Origin of the sequence: Janthinobacterium sp. KBS0711, assembly GCF_000988085.1 — a bacterium.
GTDB lineage: Bacteria > Pseudomonadota > Gammaproteobacteria > Burkholderiales > Burkholderiaceae_D > Janthinobacterium > Janthinobacterium lividum_E.
Map to the genome: position 1 here is coordinate 66,328 of NZ_LBCO01000007.1, position 16,705 is coordinate 83,032.

A 16,705-nucleotide genomic window follows, 5' to 3' on the forward strand; every position below is an offset into this window, starting at 1 on the left:
TTTCAGTTACCTTGTATTTAAGTATGTAAATATAAGGGAATGTAAAAATATGAATTTCTTGAAAGTCGCGGCGGTTTTTCTGACACTGGCATGCGCCTCTGTCAATGCTCAAACAATTGTTACGTATGATATAAAAAATGGACGCGCAAAGGATGCAGGGCACTGGAATAATAATTACGACGGAACGCTGACGCGAGGTCATCCCACATGGGATTGGATTTATGATTATAGCGGCGGTAAAGGGTCGTTGAATGACGGAATCGTCCCAAACGGCATTGAGAGTACCCAGCTTATTTATAGCTATGAGGATCCGATAATTACTTTACACTTGTCCGGATCAAGTATCATTAATGAGATGAATTTCTATAGTATGTTATATGGGGGGAATGCCTCCGCTGGAAATTTGTCGGGTGCGAAAATCAGTTTTGGAGAGAAGTCGCTATACATGAATGCGACTAACTGGGGGGCAAAATGTAGCAATCACCTGTGCAATAATGGATTCAGTTTTGCCGGCACAGTTCTGGAAGGCATTGCCACTGATGTGATAACAATTAGTGGCTTTAAACATAGAGATAGTAGTCTTCCAGTATATTCCATTGGTGAGATTGTCTTGAATGGATCATTGGTATCGCCAGTTCCTGAGCCAAGTACTTATGGAATGTTGCTTGCAGGAATTTTTGTGATTGGGTTGCAGGCAAGAAGGCGGCGCGGCGCCAAGTTTGATATGACTTGAGATGCCAGAGGAGGTTTGGGCATGCAACGGTCGTTTACCAGCGCAGATGCGACCAGAAACAAAAAAGCCCACGAACCGAAGTTCGTGGGCTTCTCTGAAGTATTTGGTAGGCCGTGCGGGATTCGAACCTGCGACCAACGGATTAAAAGTCCGCTGCTCTACCAGCTGAGCTAACGACCCAAAAACTTTACAACTGAACTGCGGTACCACTGTGCGGTACGTGGCTTGCCATGGCGGCAAGTCAGCATGCTGCAAATTCTTGGTAGGCCGTGCGGGATTCGAACCTGCGACCAACGGATTAAAAGTCCGCTGCTCTACCAGCTGAGCTAACGACCCAAGGGCGGTTATTATGACGGCCAAAGCGGGTTTTGGGAAGGGCAGGGATGGAAAAAAGCCTTGCGCTGTGCCTAGGTACGGCCTAATATGGATAGGTAGCCTACCTATTTATATATTCCCATGCCCACTACTGAAGAACTTCCCATCCCCGAACGCGCGCTGGCGCTGTCCGATGAATTGCGCACGGCGTTCAAGCGTCTGCTGCGTTCGATGCAGCGCGAAGGGGGCGAGCTGGAAGGCAGCGTGTCGATGATGCAATACATGCTGCTGGCCCTGATCCACGAGCAGCCCGGCATCGGCGTGGCCGCGCTGGCGCGCCTGCAGAACGTGCGCGGGCCGACCGTCAGCGCGCAGGTCAAGTCGCTCGAAGAGGCGGGGCTGGTCGAGCGCGGCGCGCCCGATCCGCAAGACCGGCGCCGCTCGGGGCTGCAGGTGTCCGCGCAAGGCCTGGCGATACTTGAAACCCTGCGTGCGAGGCGCCGAGATGCGCTGGCGCAGCGCATTGCCCGTCTGACGCCGCAGCAGATCGATGCACTGGAAGCGGCCATGCAGCCGCTGCTTGAGATCGGGCAAGCATGAGCCGCCACGATCAAGCCACAGGCGCAGAAAAAGGCGCTGCCAAACCCGTCACTGAGCGCGAAGTGCGCGCCATCTACCTGGGCCTGATGGCCGTGCTGGGCCTCGGCGCGCTGGACCAGAGCATCGTCGCCACGGCCTTGCCGCGCATCGTCGATGACCTGGGCGGCATGGCCCATCTGTCGTGGGTGGTGACGGCCTACGTGCTGGCTTCGACGGCCACCATGCCCCTGTACGGCAAGCTGGCCGACCAGTACGGCCGCCGCCCCATGATCTTCACGGCCTTGCTGACCTTCTTGCTCGGTTCCGTGCTGTGCGGGCTGGCGCAGAACATGACGGAACTGATCATCTTCCGTGCCATCCAGGGCCTCGGGGCGGGCGGCTTCATGCCGCTGGCGCAAATCATCATCGGCGACATCGTGCCGCCGGCCGAACGGGGCAAGCGCCAAGGCATGGTGCCCATCGTGTTTGCCGTCACCAGCGTGCTCGGTCCCGTGCTAGGCGGCGTCATCACGGATGCCTTGTCGTGGCACTGGATTTTCTATGTCAACCTGCCCATTGGCGTCGCCGCCTTTGTCATCATCGCGCGCGCCATGCGCAAACCGGCGCGCACGCATGCGCACAAGATCGATTATCTGGGCTCGGCCTTGCTGACGGGCGCCATCACGGCGGCGTTGCTGGTGCTGGCGCTGGGCGGCACCGAGTGGCCTTGGGATGCGCTGGCCATCAAGGTGTGCGGCGGCATTGCCGTGCTGCTGGGCCTCTGGCTGGCGGTGCACGTGGGGCGGGTGGATGAGCCCGTGCTGCCGCCCGACCTGTTCGAAAACCGCACCTTCAATATCGCCAGCCTGGTGATGGCCGTGACCTTCATGGGCCTGATGGGCGCCAGCGTCTTCTTTCCCCTGTTCTTCCAGCTGGTGATGGGCACCAGTCCGGCGCAGTCCGGGGTAATGACGGTGCCGATGATGGTGGGGCTGGTGGCGTCGTCGATCTTCAACGGCCGGGTGCTGTCGCGCTCGGGCAAGTACAAGATGGTGCAGGTGGCGGGATTGGCCGTGGCGCTGCTGGCGTTTGCCGTGTTGGCCTGGGGCATGGAAACGTCGCGTGGCTACTGGATCATCGAGCCGGCCATCTTTTTCCTCGGCACGGGGCTGGGGCTGGTGATGCCGAACATGACGATTGCCGTGCAAAATGCCTTGCCGCTGGCGCGCCGCGGTGTGGGCACGGCCATGCTGGCCTTTTTCCGCTCGCTGGGCGGCTTGCTGGGCGTGACGGCGTCTGGCGCCATCCTCGCGCACCAGCTGCACAAACACGGCGTGGAAGCCGTCTCGGCGCTGGGCGCGCAGGCGGCGGCGCAGACGGTGGACGTGTACCGCCATGCGATCGCCAGCGTGTTTGGCGCCGGCGCCGTGCTGCTGCTATTGGGACTGGTCTTCCTGTTGTTCCTGCCGGAACTGCCCCTGGAGGGGCATCCGGCAACGGTCAAGGACGATCAATAGCGCTCGAGCCAGTGCGCGTACGGCGCCGGCAGGGTCCACGAGGCGCGTTCCACGCCGAGTTCCTTGGCGGCAAAGTATGCCCAGTGCGGATTGGCCAGGTGCGCCTTGCCCACCATCACCACGTCGAGCTGCTCGTCCTTGACGACGCGCTCGGCAATCGCCGGCGTGCCGAAGCCCCAGGCGGACGAGACGGGCACGCCCGCTTCGCGGCGCACGCGCTCGGCAATCGGGCCCATGAAGGCCGGGCCCCATGGAATCGACACGTCGGGAATGGTAAAACCCATGCTGACGCTGAGCATGTCCATGCCCGCATCCTTAAACTGGCGCACGAGGCCGATCGATTCGAGCAGGGTTTGCTCGTCGCGGCCGTCAAATTCCAGCACGCCGAAGCGTATCGTCAACGGCAGGTGTTCGGGCCACACTTCGCGCACGGCTTTTAAGGTTTCCAACAGGAAGCGGCTGCGGTTTTCCAGGCTGCCGCCATAGATATCGTCGCGCTGGTTCGAATGGGCGGAAAAGAAGCTTTGCGCCAGGTAGCCGTGGGCAAAGTGCAGCTCCAGCCATTCAAAGCCCACTTCGCGGGCGCGCACGGCCGCGTCGACGAAGTTCTGTTTCACGCGGGCGATATCGTCGAGGTCCATGGCGCGCGGCACTTTCGGCAGGCCGCCGCCAAAGGCGATGGCGGACGGGGCAATGGTTTGCCAGCCGCGCGCGTCGCCTTCAGGAATGTGGTCGTCGCCTTCCCATGGTCGGTTGGCGCTGGCCTTGCGGCCCGCGTGGGCGATCTGGATGCCGGGCACGGAGCCGGCCGCCTTGATGGCTTTCACGACAGGCACGAAGGCTTGCGCCAGGTCATCGTTCCAGATGCCGGTGCAGCCGGGGGTGATGCGGCCTTCGGGCGCCACGGCCGTCGCTTCGACGATCACCAGGCCGGCGCCGCCACGGGCCATGCCCGCGTAGTGCGACAGATGCCAGTCGTTGGCCTGGCCATCGACGGCCATGTACTGGCACATGGGCGGCACGGCGATGCGGTTGCGCAGGGTGATGTCTTTGAGGGTGTAGGGCTGGAAGAGGGCGGACATGGTGGCCTTTGTGTTTGTTGGTGGAAATGTGGGTGAATGCTGATTCGGTAGTTCGTAAATATTCGAAGAATGGAATTAGTATAGCGCATGCTGTATGATTCTGCACATGCGTCCACACAAACATCCTCCCGCCAGCGAATTCGTCCTCGAAAGAGTGCTGTACGCCTTGAGCGATTCCATTCGCCTCGACATCGTGCGCCACCTGGCCAGAGTCGACGCGGCCGCTTGCGGCGATCTGGACGGCGGGCGGCCGAAATCGACCGTTTCCCACCATTTCAAGGTCTTGCGCGAAGCGGGCCTCGTCTACACGGAAAACGCGGGCACGACGCACATGAATACCTTGCGCCGCGCCGATATCGAGAGCCGCTTTCCCGGCTTGCTCGATGCTATCCTGGCACAGCCGCAAGCGAATCAGCCCTGAATCTGCCGTAGAATGCCTGCAAGATTGCCGAATTTGCAGCACTGGAGTGCAGTCTCAAGCTGAAAGGTTGATCACGCATGAGAATTCCTGCACGGTATCGCTGGTGCTGCGCCACCGTTTTCGTACTGCTCACTGGCTGCTGGCCTTACACGGAGCCGGCCACGGGCGAATATGCCGCTGTGCTGCGGCGCGGCGAAAAGGTGACCAAGGCCGACACGTACGGGCGGTTTGCCGCCTTGTCGGTCGAATACCGCCAGGGTGGCGGCTCCCTGATGTCCACGCACAACAATTCCATGCGGCTGATCCATAGCGATAAAGTCGTCGTCAAGGACACCGATGGCATCGAACGCTGGACCGACTTCGCCCAGCCCGTCTATTTCCTCAGATTGCCTGACGATGACAGCGTGCTGGCGCTGGTCCACGAGCAAGCGGGCAAGGCCGTGGTCGAGAAGATCGCGGCGTCGAAAGACGGCTACCGGGGCACCGAGACGTACACGCATGGTTTTCCATTGTCCCCTGGTGTGCGCTATTTTCCCGGCGACCAGCGCCCCGGTTTCCTGTTGCGTGGCTTGCCGCTGAAAACCACCGTGCTGCCCAGTCCGCCAGAGGGCGACGGCGACCTGCACGCCCAAGTCCTGGCGGCCATTTCGCCCGATGGGACATCCTTTGCGTTTGTCGACAGCGAGTATGCGCCGTCCGTGGTGCTGGTGGTCGATGCGGACGGCAAGCGGCGCGACCCGATTCCGTTGCCGAGAAGTTACCTGGCGGACGCGCCCACCTACCAATTCCACCCATACGAGCGGCTATGGGCCTGGTCGCGCACGGCGCTGGCATGGCACAAGAACGGCGCGGGCAGCTGGGAAGTACGACCCGACGGCGTTGCGCCGGAGGCTGCCGGCGCGCGCAATCCGGTGGAGCAATTGTTTATCAGCGATCAGACGGGCTACCGCACCTGTTTTGCCGCCGACAACGTCGCCTGCCTGCGCGGCTGGCGCGGGGCGGACGCGGCCGAGCAACGCAAGACTTTTGTGTGGGGCGGCGACGCGCCGCCGTTTGCTTACGTGCCGGTAGCCCACGCGGCCGCTTTTGGCGCCAAGGTCGGCTTGCTGTTGTTGTCCGGGAGATGCTGCCGTGTGCCGTCTTACCATTTGTATCTCGATGGCGCACCGGCGGTGGTGGCCGCGCAATTGTCCGCACGCTTGCGCGAGAGCAAGATGCCGTTTGTGCGCATCGATGAGTGCCCGCGCCGCGTCGGCTATGACGGCAAGTGCGAGGCGCAGCTGGCCCGGCAGATCGGGCGGCCGAAGTCGCTGGGGCGCGAGCTGGAGCAACTGGTCGATACCTGGAGCGATCAGGATGGCGTGCTGTTCGTCATGCCGTCCATGGCGGTCGCGGTGCGCGCGAACGAGCAGGGCGGCAGCGTGATCCAGACCCTGTTGCGTGCCGATTTGTCGCGCAAGGATTGATCTCGGTCGTCTGCCGCGCGTCACCGAAGTGCCAGGCTCGGCTATCATGTCGGCCTTTCGGTAAATCCTCGGCCGCGCGCCTGTTGCGCGCATGGCTGGCGAGACTACCTGGCACGGCAAGGAATAGGAATGACGGCAGCAGCAGTATCACAGGCGCACCTGGAAAATCGTCCGCAGTTTGGCTGGATCAATGGTTTGAAGGCGGGTGCGGCGCAGCTGATCGTGTTGCATCATCTGGCGTTTTACGGCCCCATGTCCGACTACGTGCAGCCCCTGTGGCCCGAGTTGCTGGGCTGGCTGGGCGGCAGCGCACGCATCGCCGTGCAAGTGTTCCTCGTCATCGGCGGCTTTCTCGTTGCCAAATCCCTCTCGCCCGCCGGCCGCCCCGGCATTGCCAACCCTCTGCAAGCGGTCTGGCGCCGCTATGCCAAGCTGGCGCCGCCTTTCCTGGCTGCCACTTTGCTCGCGGCCATCATCACGCCTGTGGCCGGCATCTGGATGCAGCACGACTCCATGTCGGCCGCCGTCACCCTGGGCCAGCTGAGTGCCCATGCCTTGCTGCTGCACGGCGTGCTGGGCTATGAATCGCTGTCGGCCGGCGCCTGGTACGTGGCCATCGATTTCCAGCTGTACCTGCTGACCGTATCGCTGCTGTGGCTGAGCGGCCGCGTGGCGGGGCAGTGGCGCCGGCACTGGCTGATGCCGCTGGCCGTCACCGTCGGTATCGCCTTTTCCTTGCTGTATTTCAATCTGGACGCGGACTGGGACAATTGGGCGCCGTATTTCTTCGGCAGCTATGGTCTCGGCATGCTGGCCTGGTGGGGCAGCGACCCTGCCCGAAAACCTGGCGCCATGACCGTGCTCATGGCCATGGCCGCCGTGCCCGTCCTGCTGGCCCTGGCCGTCGACTACCGCAGCCGCATCGCGCTGGCCCTGATCGTCGCCTGCGCCCTGTTCCTTTTCGGCCGCGTCCGCACGCCTGCGCAGGGCGGCGCCTGGAACATCATCAATACCCTGGGCCGCATCTCGTATGCCGTGTTCCTCGTCCACTTCCCTGTCAGCCTGCTGGTGAATGCCTTGTTTATCACCTATGTTCCGCTTGAGCCGGAATGGCAGGCGCTGGGCATGTTGACGGCCTGGGGCGCCAGCCTGGCGGCTGGTGCTGCGTTTTACCGGTGGGTGGAAGTGCCGCTGGGAAGGGTGATGGGTAGTGTGGTGGCGCATCTGGCCGGGCGGCCGGCGCTGGTGTCGCGTTAAAAAACGGCGTTCGATATGACAAGGTTTAGGTATTGTTGTTTAGGGATATAGTTGCCGCGTATGCATGACGGCAAGAATTTCTATCGCGTTTGCTCCAACGCGATACACGACGACATAGTTTGGATGGACAACCAGTTCGCGCGTGCCTGAAACTCTTCCTGATCGGTATAGGTTGGGATGGCAGGGAAGCCGGGAGATGGCGTTGTCGATGTCGTTGTAAAGCTGCAGCGCTGCCGGCTGGTTGTGCTGCGCGATATACGTGAGTATCGCGGTCAAATCTTCTTGAGCTTCAACCTTCCATTGAATCGGCAGCATGGCCGTCAGTCTGCGGCGTGACGATTTTCCTCAGTTGCGCCATGACTGTCTCGTGCGAGGCGGTAGGGCGGTCATCATTGAGCGACGCCAACACCTTTGCGCGAAACCATTGTTCATAGGTTTCGGCTGCTTCCGTTGTCGCAAATTCGGACATGGTCGAGGATGGGGTGGCGTTCATGATTGTCTGATTATACGACAGTCCGATAAAGCTGTATCGCAGGTGGCAAGGCGTTTGATTTGTGTCAGCGATGGCATCGCGTGCGGGTGATGCTGCTGAAAACAAAAAAGCCAACCGCGAACGGTTGGCTTCTCTGAAGTATTTGGTAGGCCGTGCGGGATTCGAACCTGCGACCAACGGATTAAAAGTCCGCTGCTCTACCAGCTGAGCTAACGACCCGAAGAAGAAAGATTATAGGGGGTGCCCGGGATTCTGTCAAACCTAACGGGCAACTTTTTCCCCGCTTTTACTTTTTACCGGCCCGTTCCTTGGCGGCCTGGGCCGCGCTGGAGTCCGGGTAGCGCGAGATCAGGGCGTTCAGCGTCTTGGTCGCGTTCGGCTTGTCTTTCAGCTCCGTATAGCAGCTGGCGATGTTGAGCATGGCGTCGGCCGCCTTTGGGCTGTCCGGGTAGTTCTTCAGCACTGCCTGCTGGGCCGTGATGGCGCTCTTGCAGTCGCGCTGGGCGTAATAGGCGTTGCCCAGCCAGTATTGCGCGTTGGCAGCGTAGGCCGATTCCGGATAGCGCTTGACGAAGCCGTCCAGGGCCGTGACGGCGCCCTTGTAGTCGCCCGACTTGAACAGGCCGAACGCGGATTCGTACGCGCTTTGCTCGGACACGCCCACGGCCGCTTCCTGTCCGTCGATGGTGACCTGGCGCGGCTCGAGCTTGCGCAGGCGCGCGTCGATGTCGGTATAGAAATCCTTCTGGCGCTTTTGTACGTTCGCAAGATCGTTGCCCAGTACTTCGATCTGGCCGCGCAGGCGGGCGATCTCTTGCATGGTCTGGTCGTGCTGGTTGATCAGGCTCAGGGTGCTGGTCTTGTCCGCCTTGGTGTCGACGCGGCTGTTCAGGTCGCGCGCCATGGCGTCGACCTTGGCGCGCAGCTCGAGGATAGCCTTGCGCGCTTCGTCGTCATCGAACAGGGCGGCGTTGGCGTGCAGGGGCAGGTAGGCAAACGCGGCCATCAAGGCGGCGGCGACGCCGGCTTTCGAGAATGTCATCATGGGTCGGGCTTTCTAAGGTTACGCAAACATGCAAACGGGGCGCCGGGCGGTGAATCACCGCGCTGCGCCCCATTATTATGCCTATGACTGGCCAGTTAGGTAAGCGCCAATGCTGCCGCGCTCACCTGTCAACATCAATAAACGATGTCAGCGCGGCGGTTTTCTGCCCATGCTGCTTCGTTGCTGCCTTGTGCTTTAGGCTTTTCTTTGCCCAGCGACACGGCTTCCATTTGGCCTTCTGGCACGCCCAGGGCTGCCATCGACTTGCGCACGGCTTCAGCACGTTTCTGACCCAGGGCCAGATTGTACTCAGCGCCACCGCGTTCATCGGTGTTACCTTGGATCAGGATCTTGCGGCTAGGCGTTTTCACCAGGTAGCCAGCGTGGTTTTGCACGACTGGGGTGTCCGCTTCGCGCACGACGTATTTGTCGAAGTCGAAGTAGATGCTGCGGTTAGCCAGCACGCCTTTTGGATCGTCCAGTGGATCGACCGATGCGGTCGTTACTGGCTGAACTTGACGGGTGTCAACTGGAGCTGCGACTTTTTCAGGAGCGCGCTCAACCACTGGGGTCTCGGCTACTTTGACTGGGGTGCTGCAGGCGGACAGCAGAGCTGCGGTAGCGGCGATGAAAGCCAAACTTTTAAAGTTACTCATTTTTATTCTCCGGGTCATGGTTAAAGGTGAAACTGTACAGCATTTACTTCATAAAAGGACCCCAGGTGGGCTCCTTGATATTGCCAGCTTGCGTAGTCAAACGCTGTTTGACGCGGCCATCCACCGATACCACTGCCAGCGACTTGCGTCGTCCGGATTCGGTCGCGTACATGATATATTTCCCGTTGGGCGAAAAGCTCGGTGATTCGTCGTTGGCGGTGTCCGACAGGCGCAGTTCCTGGCCACTAGCCAGGTCGAGCGCGTAGAGCTGGAAATTGCCGTCGCGACGGGAAATATAAGCAAGTGTCTTCCCGTCGGACGAAATCCGCGGGCTGATGTTGTAGGAGCCGCCAAACGTCACGCGCTTGGCTTCGCCGCCGCTGGCCGACATGCGGTAGATTTGTGGTCCGCCGCTGCGATCGCTGGTGAAGTAGATGCTTTGGCCATCGGCCGAGAATTGGGGTTCCGTATCGATGCCGCTGCTGGTGCTGACGCGGCGCAAGCCGCTGCCGTCGGCATTGACGGTGTAGACCTGGGTATGGCCATCGCGCGACAGGGCCACGGCCAGGCGCGAGCCGTCCGGGCTCCAGCTCGGTGCGGAATTGCTGCCTTTTTCATTCGATACGATGGTGCGCTGGCGCGTCACCAGGTTTTGCACGTAGACGATGGGCTTTTTCTTTTCAAACGACACGTACGCGACCTTGGTGCCGTCCGGCGACCAGGCAGGCGAAATGATCGGCTCGTTCGAGCGCAGGGCGACCTGGATGCCTTCGCCATCGGCGTCGGCCACTTCCAGGCGGTATTCGCGGCCCGATTGCGTGACGTAGGCGATGCGCGTGGCGAACGCGCCCTTGACGCCCGTCAGCTTTTCATAGATGTCGTCGGCGATCTTGTGCGCCAGCAGGCGGTTGAACTGCGGCGCGGCCGCATTGTTCATGCTGGAAATCTGCGCGCCCTTGATGGTGTCGAACAGCTTGTAGCGCACGTCCAGGCGGCCATCGGCCATGCTTTGCACGGTGCCGGCCGCCAGCGCGTCGGCGCCGCGCGACTTCCACTGTTCATAGCTGACGGGTGCCGTTTCCGCTACGGGCGCATCGGCGTCGATCAGCTTGAACACGCCGCTGCGCGCCAGGTCGGCCTTGATAATGCCGGACAGCGATTGCGGCGCCGCCGATTCATTGACGAAGCTGGCGACAGCCACCGGGATCTGGTTGCTGCCGATCCCCGTAATCTCCACGCGCAGCTGCGCCTGGGCGCTGGACGCTCCCAGCACCAGGCTGGCGCAGAGCACGACATAGCTCATTTTTTTCATGGTCATCATTTAGGCAAATCCTTCATCTCGAATATGAGTTCAATCTCGCGTTCCACGGTGCCGTCTTTTTTCTTCGGCAGTGGCGACGATTTATTAATGGCGTTTTCCACCGAGCTGTCATACGCCGGCAGGCCGCTACTTTTAATCTTTCGGACCGAAATAATTTCCCCAGTTGGCAGTTGCTCGATCTTGAACACGGCGCGCGGGTTGCCCGGCACGTCCGTGCTACCGCTGTACGCGATATTGCTCTTGATCTTGCTCGTCAGGGCAGCGACATAGCCGCTGTCCTTGCGTGGCGCGGTCGCTTTCGCGGCCGTGCCCGTCGTGCCGGCGCCCGCCGCACCCGTGATGCGGCTCATTTCCGCAGCGCGCGCCTTGTCGGCGGCTTTTTTCTCTTCCGCTGCTTTTTTCGCCTTGGCAGCTTTTTCCGCCGCCGCTTTTTTCTCGGACAGTTCTTTCTCGGCTTTTTCTTCCGCCGCTTTTTCTTTCTCTTTGGCCTGCTTGGCTTTCTCCAGCTTGTCGGCCTTTTCTTTTTCCAGCTTTTCAGCCTTGTCTTTTTCTTTCTGCTTCTGTTTTTCCAGTTCGCGCTTTTCTTCCTCGCGTTCCTTTAATTCCTGCTTGCGGCGCTCTTCCGCTGCCGCTTTCTCTTTTTCTTCCTTCAGTTTGGCCTTCTTGCGCTCAAGGGCGATCTCCGCCTCGCGCAGGTCGACCTTCGGCTCGGGCGCGGCCACCGGCGGCGGTGGCGGCGGAGCCGGCTGTTCCACTTGCGGTTCAGGCGGCGGGGCCGGTGTCGGCTCCGGTTCCGTCGCCACTTCGGGCGGCGGCGCGGCCGTCTGCACTTTCATGTCCCACACTTCCGCTTCGACGGCGACAGGTTCCGTATTTTGCCAGTGTACGCCCACCCACAGGAAAAACAGCAGCCCAAGGTGCATCGCCAGCGCCAGGCCCAGCGAGGGCCAGCGGCTGCGTTCGCGCGGCACGCTGTAGGGCTTGCCGAGTACATGGTCGATTTGTTTGTTCTGCAAAGTCTAGTCTATCTAAAAACGGTCAAGTCTGGAAACAGGACGCTGTGCTTACTTGGTGGCCAGGCCGACGCGGGTAATGCCCATCTTTTTCGCTTCCGAAATGAGCTGGATCACATCGTCGTACTTGCTTTCCTTGTCGCCCGCGATCATCACGGGATAGTCCGGATTGGTTTCGTGCAAACCGCGCAGCTTGCGCAGCAGGGCGTCGCGGTTCGGTTCCGTTTCCGGCGACAGCTGTTCCTTGCCGATGACGCCGATCGACAGCGAACCATTCGGTTTCAGCACGATCTGAATATAGTCATCGGGCGGTTTCGCCGACTTTTCCGCGTTGGGCAAGTTCACCACGCTGGGATTGTTCGACGACGGCATCACCATGAAAATGATCAGCAGCACCAGCATCACGTCGATATACGGCACGACGTTGATCTCGGACTTGAACTTGCGGCCACGGCCGCCGCGCATGCCGCCGCTATTGAATGAGGAACCCATGGACGCTGCTCCCTCTTAGCGCGACTGGCGCTGCAAGATGTTGGAGAATTCCTCGACGAAGCTCTCGAAGCGGATCGCCAGGCGGTCGATGTCATGCGAAAAACGGTTGTAGGCGACGACGGCGGGAATCGCGGCGAACAGGCCGATGGCGGTGGCGATCAGCGCTTCGGCAATGCCGGGCGCGACAGCGGCCAGGGTCGCTTGCTGCACGTTGGCCAGGCCGCGGAAGGCGTTCATGATGCCCCAGACGGTGCCGAGCAGGCCGATGTACGGCGAGACGGAACCGACGGAAGCGAGGAAGGCCAGGTGCGATTCGAGCACGTCCATTTCACGCTGGAAGGCTGCGCGCATGGCGCGGCGTGCGCCGTCGAGCACGGCGCCCACGTCCAGCGCTTCGCGCGAACCGTAGGAAGCCTTGCCCTTGATGAATTCGCCCATGCCGGCGTCGAAGATGCGGGCCAGCGCGCCGCTCTGGTCGCGGTTGCCGCTGGCGTTCTGGTGCAGCGCATGCAGGTTGCCGCCGGCCCAGAAGCTGCGTTCGAATTCGATGGTTTGCTTGCGCGCCTGGCGCACGGCAAACATCTTGCGGAAAATGTAGGTCCAGCTGGTCAGGGAAATCAGCAGCAGCAGGGCCATGATCAGTTGCACGATCAGGTGGGCATTGGTGATGAGCGCGAGGAAAGAAAGATCTTGTGTAACGTTCATTGGCTGGCAGTCTGTTGGGTGAATTATCCGGGGTGGCGGGTGGGGTCAGGCGGCGCGCATGCGGGCCGCGACTGCATCAGGCACGGCGCGCGGACGCAGTGCCGAATCGACGCAGCCGATCTTGACGCGCGCCGTGTTGAGCAGGCGGTCGCCGCACCAGGCTTGTTGCAGGAAAACGATGGAGGCGCGCCCCATTTTTTCTATACTTAAGGTTAATCTTACCGTGTCATCGAGTCTGGCTGGCGCATGATAGTCGGCGTTGACGCTTTTGACAACGAACATCGCGTCATGCTGCTCCAGCAATTCCTGCTGGCCCACGTCGATGGCGCGCAGCCATTCGGTGCGCGCGCGCTCGAAGAACTTCAGGTAATTAGCGTAATAGACGATGCCGCCGGCGTCGGTGTCTTCATAGTAGACACGTACGTTCCAGGTAAAGACTGAAGGCATGTTTATTGCGCCAGTAGTGAGATTGAGCAACATTTTACGCGATTTTTCTTCTTGTGACTGTGGGCGCTTGCTGGAAAGCCATGCAAAAGCTGCATATAAGTTGCACCGCAGCATTGTAAAACGGAGGGCTGCAATGGCAAGCCCCGTAACATACGCTTACATGCATGAGCAAAGTTTACATCCAGCTTAAGACGCCGGACCGGCGCTGCCCGGGCGGCGATTATAGCGGCACGCTTGCATTCCTTGCTCAATTTGGGCACTTAACTTACAATTTGCATTCCATTACGTCTCACGTGACTGGCGAAAAGTCGGGCGATCTCCATGAGTGGCGATCGGCAAACCGGCGAAAGGTGGGCACCCACCGGGAAACGTGAGATTTTTCATCAGCCGTTCGCCTGGGTAGCCACTATGGAAAAGCACGAAGAGGCTGCCTGTCCAATGTTGTTATTCACTTAACGCCGGCTCCCCTCATTCGATCCAATCTGCCAGTACAAGCACCCTCATACTTGGAGTTTTTACATGTTTGCAAAAGATCATACCCTCGCCAACGTCGATCCTGAATTGTTCGCCGTCATTCAAAAAGAAAACACGCGCCAGCACGACCACATCGAACTGATCGCGTCGGAAAACTACACATCGCCAGCCGTAATGGAAGCGCAAGGCTCGCAGCTGACGAACAAGTACGCCGAAGGCTATCCAGGCAAGCGCTACTACGGCGGCTGCGAGTACGTCGACGTGGCCGAGCAACTGGCCATCGACCGTGTCAAGCAATTGTTCGGCGCCGAATGCGCGAACGTGCAGCCGAACTCGGGCTCGCAAGCGAACCAGGGCGTATTCTTCGCCATGCTGAAACCAGGCGACCTGATCATGGGTATGTCGCTGGCCGAAGGCGGCCACCTGACCCACGGCATGCCGCTGAACATGTCCGGCAAATGGTTTGACGTCGTTTCCTACGGCTTGACGGCGGAAGAAGACATCGACTACGATGCAATGGAACGCCTGGCCCGCGAACGCAAGCCAAAGCTGATCATCGCCGGCGCCTCCGCGTTCTCGAAAAAGATCGATTTCGAACGCTTCGGCAAGATCGCCAAGGAAGTTGGCGCCTACTTCATGGTCGACATGGCCCACTACGCCGGTCTGATCGCCGCCGGCCTGTACCCGAACCCGGTGCCGTTCGCCGACTTTGTCACCTCGACCACGCACAAATCGCTGCGCGGCCCGCGCGGCGGCATCATCCTGATGAAGGCCGAACACGAAAAAGCCATCAATTCGGCCATCTTCCCTGGCATCCAGGGCGGCCCGCTGATGCACGTGATCGCCGGCAAGGCCGTTGCCTTCAAGGAAGCGCTGAGCCCTGAATTTGTTGAATATCAGAAGCAAGTGATCAAGAACGCCGATGTGCTGGCGAAAACCCTGATCAAGCGCGGCCTGCGCATCGTTTCCGGCGGCACCGAATCGCACGTCATGCTGGTCGACCTGCGCGCCAAGAACCTGACGGGCAAGGAAGCCGAAGCCATCCTCGGTTCCGCGCACATCACTTGCAACAAAAACGGCATCCCGAACGACCCGCAAAAACCATTCGTCACTTCGGGCATTCGCCTGGGCAGCCCGGCGATGACGACGCGCGGTTTCAAGGAAGCGCAAGCGGAAGAAGTGGGCAACCTGATCGCGGACGTGCTGGACAATCCGCATGACGCCGCCACCATCGAGCGCGTGAAAGCGGCCGTGAAAGTGCTGGCCGACGCGCACCCTGTGTACGCTGCATAATTATTTGTCCAGAATGTGTCATACAGAGTAAGATTCTGTATGACACATTCCTTCGTGCCCAAGGGCGCCCGGAGTGATTCGGGCGCCCTTTGTACAAGGACGGTGATTTCCCGTAATTATTACTATAAAGTTGTAGCCAGCCCATGAAATGTCCATTTTGCCAGCACGGCGACACCCAGGTTCTCGATACGCGCGTATCGGAGGAAGGGGATGCCATTCGGCGCCGCCGCCGCTGCGGCAAATGCGACAAGCGTTTTACGACTTACGAGCGCATTGAACTTATCATGCCGGCCGTCGTCAAAAAGAATGGCAGCCGGACGGAGTTCGCTGCGGATAAGTTGCGCGGCAGTTTGATGCTGGCCTTGCGCAAGCGTCCCGTCGCGGCCGCCTCCGTGGATACGGCCATCGCGTCCATCCAGGAAAAACTGCTGACCAGCGGCTTGCGCGAAGTTGATTCCGGCTATATCGGCGAACTCGTCATGCAGGAACTCAAGCGCCTCGACAAGATCGCCTACATCCGCTTCGCCTCCGTGTACAAGAATTTCGAAGACCTGGCCGAGTTCCAGGATGCCATCGCCGAAGTGGGGCAGGCGCGCAAGCCCTGACCTCACCTTCTTGTTCACCTTGTTGAAAACGGGGCCGGTTTGCGCCCCGTGTTCACCACGCCAGTGTTCGCCCGGCAAGCGGACTGATTAATCCCAACGCTGTTCTTCCCACCTTTCGCCGTACTGTTTGCGCCAGCGCAGACCCGGCTTTTTGCGCGCGCCTATCTTGTAGCTGGGCCGTGCGTCCGTGCGGCTCCAGTCCTGGTTTCATTCTGTCCGCAGGAGAAGCTCATGCACAGCGGCGCGCGTGGTCTCATGGGTGGCAGCAGCCTCGTCGAGGTGCTCGTGTCGCTGCTGCTGTTGGCGCTGGGCCTGTTGGGCGCCAGCATCCTGCAATTGAACTCCCTGCGCGCGCGCCATGAGTCGGCGCTGTTGTCGGCGGGCGTGCAACTGGCGGCCGGCATGGCCGAGCGCATGCGCGCGAACAGCGTGCTCATGAATGGCCCCGATACGGGCAATTCCTACCTGAACGTGGCGTATGCGGCGGCGGACGAGGCCGAAGCGGGCGGCGGTGCGCCGGACTGTTTTGGTACTGCCGCCTGCAGCGCGGCCGAACTGGCGCAATTCGATATCGCCGAATGGAAGCAGCGGCTGCATGCGGCCTTGCCCGGCGCGCGCCTGCATATCTGCCGCGACACTTCCGCATGGAATGCCGCCGCCCAAGGCTTGCAGTGGGCGTGCAGCGGCGGCAAGGGCGCGCCCATCGTCATCAAGCTGGGCTGGCGCGCCCGCTTGCCCGATGGCTCGCCCGCCGTGAATGCGGCAGGCGAGTCGCTGCCCAGGCTGGCATT

At 60.6% G+C, this 16,705-nt stretch carries 19 protein-coding genes, 3 tRNA genes and 1 riboswitch; of the genes, 9 read left to right on the forward strand and 13 right to left on the reverse strand.

The features are described from left to right. The first annotated feature begins 49 nt into the window (after positions 1–49). On the forward strand, positions 50–733 hold the full coding sequence (locus tag VM94_RS28840; RefSeq protein WP_235432816.1) for a PEP-CTERM sorting domain-containing protein: 684 nt from the start codon (positions 50–52) through the stop codon (positions 731–733). Between the two features lie 104 nt (positions 734–837). Here VM94_RS28840 and VM94_RS04080 read toward each other — a convergent pair. Then, positions 838–913: transfer RNA gene (locus tag VM94_RS04080), tRNA-Lys, on the reverse strand. Between the two features lie 80 nt (positions 914–993). Next, positions 994–1,069: transfer RNA gene (locus VM94_RS04085), tRNA-Lys, on the reverse strand. 120 nt (positions 1,070–1,189) lie between these two features. Between VM94_RS04085 and VM94_RS04090 the strand changes: the two genes are divergently transcribed. Next, on the forward strand, positions 1,190–1,648 hold the full coding sequence (locus VM94_RS04090; RefSeq protein ID WP_046682315.1) for a MarR family winged helix-turn-helix transcriptional regulator: 459 nt from the start codon (positions 1,190–1,192) through the stop codon (positions 1,646–1,648). Continuing rightward, positions 1,645–3,144: an MDR family MFS transporter gene (locus VM94_RS04095; protein WP_046682316.1), complete on the forward strand. Its 1,500-nt coding sequence runs from the start codon at positions 1,645–1,647 to the stop codon at positions 3,142–3,144. Before VM94_RS04090 ends, VM94_RS04095 begins: the two co-directional genes overlap by 4 nt. On the opposite strand, the gene VM94_RS04100 is transcribed toward VM94_RS04095, so the two are convergent. Continuing rightward, positions 3,138–4,226 carry an NADH:flavin oxidoreductase/NADH oxidase gene (locus VM94_RS04100; protein WP_046682317.1) on the reverse strand — a complete coding sequence of 363 codons (1,089 nt, stop codon included), beginning with the start codon at positions 4,224–4,226 and terminating at the stop codon, positions 3,138–3,140. The genes VM94_RS04095 and VM94_RS04100 overlap by 7 nt on opposite strands. Positions 4,227–4,332: 106 nt before the next feature. Here VM94_RS04100 and VM94_RS04105 point away from each other — a divergent pair, with 106 nt between their 5' ends. The 3 genes from VM94_RS04105 (at position 4,333) to VM94_RS04115 (ending at position 7,370) form a co-directional block, all read left to right on the forward strand. After that, positions 4,333–4,647: an ArsR/SmtB family transcription factor gene (locus VM94_RS04105; protein ID WP_034759577.1), complete on the forward strand. Its 315-nt coding sequence runs from the start codon at positions 4,333–4,335 to the stop codon at positions 4,645–4,647. Positions 4,648–4,724: 77 nt separating this feature from the next. After that, entirely contained in the window at positions 4,725–6,113 is a 1,389-nt protein-coding gene (locus VM94_RS04110) for a hypothetical protein (RefSeq protein ID WP_046682318.1), read from the forward strand. Between the two features lie 129 nt (positions 6,114–6,242). Further along, complete coding sequence (locus VM94_RS04115; protein ID WP_046682319.1) at positions 6,243–7,370, forward strand: acyltransferase family protein; 1,128 nt, start codon at positions 6,243–6,245, stop codon at positions 7,368–7,370. Between the two features lie 39 nt (positions 7,371–7,409). On the opposite strand, the gene VM94_RS27665 is transcribed toward VM94_RS04115, so the two are convergent. From VM94_RS27665 to ybgC, 10 genes are all read right to left on the reverse strand, one after another. Then, complete coding sequence (locus VM94_RS27665; protein ID WP_185982108.1) at positions 7,410–7,685, reverse strand: type II toxin-antitoxin system RelE/ParE family toxin; 276 nt, start codon at positions 7,683–7,685, stop codon at positions 7,410–7,412. Then, positions 7,660–7,863 (reverse strand): type II toxin-antitoxin system RelB family antitoxin, encoded by a 204-nt coding sequence (gene relB, locus VM94_RS28065; protein ID WP_046682320.1) that lies wholly within the window; start codon positions 7,861–7,863, stop codon positions 7,660–7,662. Before relB ends, VM94_RS27665 begins: the two co-directional genes overlap by 26 nt. A 143-nt stretch (positions 7,864–8,006) precedes the next feature. Then, a tRNA-Lys gene (locus VM94_RS04125) sits at positions 8,007–8,082 on the reverse strand. Positions 8,083–8,149: 67 nt separating this feature from the next. Continuing rightward, a complete protein-coding gene (gene ybgF, locus VM94_RS04130) occupies positions 8,150–8,908 on the reverse strand; it encodes a tol-pal system protein YbgF (protein ID WP_046682321.1) in 759 nt (252 codons plus the stop codon). Between the two features lie 134 nt (positions 8,909–9,042). After that, complete coding sequence (pal, locus tag VM94_RS04135; protein WP_046682322.1) at positions 9,043–9,564, reverse strand: peptidoglycan-associated lipoprotein Pal; 522 nt, start codon at positions 9,562–9,564, stop codon at positions 9,043–9,045. A gap of 43 nt (positions 9,565–9,607) precedes the next feature. After that, on the reverse strand, positions 9,608–10,876 hold the full coding sequence (gene tolB / locus VM94_RS04140) for a Tol-Pal system beta propeller repeat protein TolB (protein WP_046682511.1): 1,269 nt from the start codon (positions 10,874–10,876) through the stop codon (positions 9,608–9,610). A gap of 5 nt (positions 10,877–10,881) precedes the next feature. After that, positions 10,882–11,901, reverse strand: a complete 1,020-nt coding sequence (gene tolA, locus VM94_RS04145; RefSeq protein WP_082127549.1) for a cell envelope integrity protein TolA — start codon at positions 11,899–11,901, stop codon at positions 10,882–10,884. Between the two features lie 48 nt (positions 11,902–11,949). Next, the gene (locus tag VM94_RS04150) at positions 11,950–12,390 is read right to left on the reverse strand and encodes an ExbD/TolR family protein (protein WP_235432818.1); all 441 of its coding nucleotides are present in this window, start codon (positions 12,388–12,390) and stop codon (positions 11,950–11,952) included. A 15-nt stretch (positions 12,391–12,405) separates the two neighbouring features. Then, the gene (gene tolQ, locus VM94_RS04155; RefSeq protein ID WP_046682323.1) at positions 12,406–13,095 is read right to left on the reverse strand and encodes a protein TolQ; all 690 of its coding nucleotides are present in this window, start codon (positions 13,093–13,095) and stop codon (positions 12,406–12,408) included. Positions 13,096–13,140: 45 nt separating this feature from the next. Then, positions 13,141–13,542 (reverse strand): tol-pal system-associated acyl-CoA thioesterase, encoded by a 402-nt coding sequence (gene ybgC, locus VM94_RS04160; protein ID WP_046682324.1) that lies wholly within the window; start codon positions 13,540–13,542, stop codon positions 13,141–13,143. A 283-nt stretch (positions 13,543–13,825) separates the two neighbouring features. Further along, a riboswitch (ZMP/ZTP riboswitch) is annotated at positions 13,826–13,950 on the forward strand. Positions 13,951–14,061: 111 nt separating this feature from the next. On the opposite strand from ybgC, the gene glyA reads away from it, so the two are divergent. The 3 genes from glyA to pilV all read left to right on the forward strand — a co-directional run. Further along, positions 14,062–15,309, forward strand: a complete 1,248-nt coding sequence (glyA, locus tag VM94_RS04165) for a serine hydroxymethyltransferase (protein WP_046682325.1) — start codon at positions 14,062–14,064, stop codon at positions 15,307–15,309. 143 nt (positions 15,310–15,452) lie between these two features. Then, on the forward strand, positions 15,453–15,914 hold the full coding sequence (gene nrdR, locus VM94_RS04170; RefSeq protein WP_034759169.1) for a transcriptional regulator NrdR: 462 nt from the start codon (positions 15,453–15,455) through the stop codon (positions 15,912–15,914). A gap of 231 nt (positions 15,915–16,145) precedes the next feature. Next, a partial coding sequence (pilV, locus tag VM94_RS04175) for a type IV pilus modification protein PilV (protein WP_046682514.1) occupies positions 16,146–16,705 on the forward strand: 560 nt, incomplete at its 3' end.

Coding starts and splice junctions, on each gene's coding strand:
- tolQ (WP_046682323.1), bottom strand. CDS start 13,095: ATGAACGTTACACAAGATCTTTCTTTCCTCGCGCTCATCACCAATGCC.
- tolB (WP_046682511.1), bottom strand. CDS start 10,876: ATGAAAAAAATGAGCTATGTCGTGCTCTGCGCCAGCCTGGTGCTGGGA.
- VM94_RS28840 (WP_235432816.1), top strand. CDS start 50: ATGAATTTCTTGAAAGTCGCGGCGGTTTTTCTGACACTGGCATGCGCC.
- VM94_RS04115 (WP_046682319.1), top strand. CDS start 6,243: ATGACGGCAGCAGCAGTATCACAGGCGCACCTGGAAAATCGTCCGCAG.
- VM94_RS27665 (WP_185982108.1), bottom strand. CDS start 7,685: ATGCTGCCGATTCAATGGAAGGTTGAAGCTCAAGAAGATTTGACCGCG.
- relB (WP_046682320.1), bottom strand. CDS start 7,863: ATGAACGCCACCCCATCCTCGACCATGTCCGAATTTGCGACAACGGAA.
- pal (WP_046682322.1), bottom strand. CDS start 9,564: ATGAGTAACTTTAAAAGTTTGGCTTTCATCGCCGCTACCGCAGCTCTG.
- ybgC (WP_046682324.1), bottom strand. CDS start 13,542: ATGCCTTCAGTCTTTACCTGGAACGTACGTGTCTACTATGAAGACACC.
- nrdR (WP_034759169.1), top strand. CDS start 15,453: ATGAAATGTCCATTTTGCCAGCACGGCGACACCCAGGTTCTCGATACG.
- VM94_RS04090 (WP_046682315.1), top strand. CDS start 1,190: ATGCCCACTACTGAAGAACTTCCCATCCCCGAACGCGCGCTGGCGCTG.
- ybgF (WP_046682321.1), bottom strand. CDS start 8,908: ATGATGACATTCTCGAAAGCCGGCGTCGCCGCCGCCTTGATGGCCGCG.
- VM94_RS04105 (WP_034759577.1), top strand. CDS start 4,333: ATGCGTCCACACAAACATCCTCCCGCCAGCGAATTCGTCCTCGAAAGA.
- glyA (WP_046682325.1), top strand. CDS start 14,062: ATGTTTGCAAAAGATCATACCCTCGCCAACGTCGATCCTGAATTGTTC.
- VM94_RS04100 (WP_046682317.1), bottom strand. CDS start 4,226: ATGTCCGCCCTCTTCCAGCCCTACACCCTCAAAGACATCACCCTGCGC.
- VM94_RS04095 (WP_046682316.1), top strand. CDS start 1,645: ATGAGCCGCCACGATCAAGCCACAGGCGCAGAAAAAGGCGCTGCCAAA.
- VM94_RS04110 (WP_046682318.1), top strand. CDS start 4,725: ATGAGAATTCCTGCACGGTATCGCTGGTGCTGCGCCACCGTTTTCGTA.
- VM94_RS04150 (WP_235432818.1), bottom strand. CDS start 12,390: ATGGGTTCCTCATTCAATAGCGGCGGCATGCGCGGCGGCCGTGGCCGC.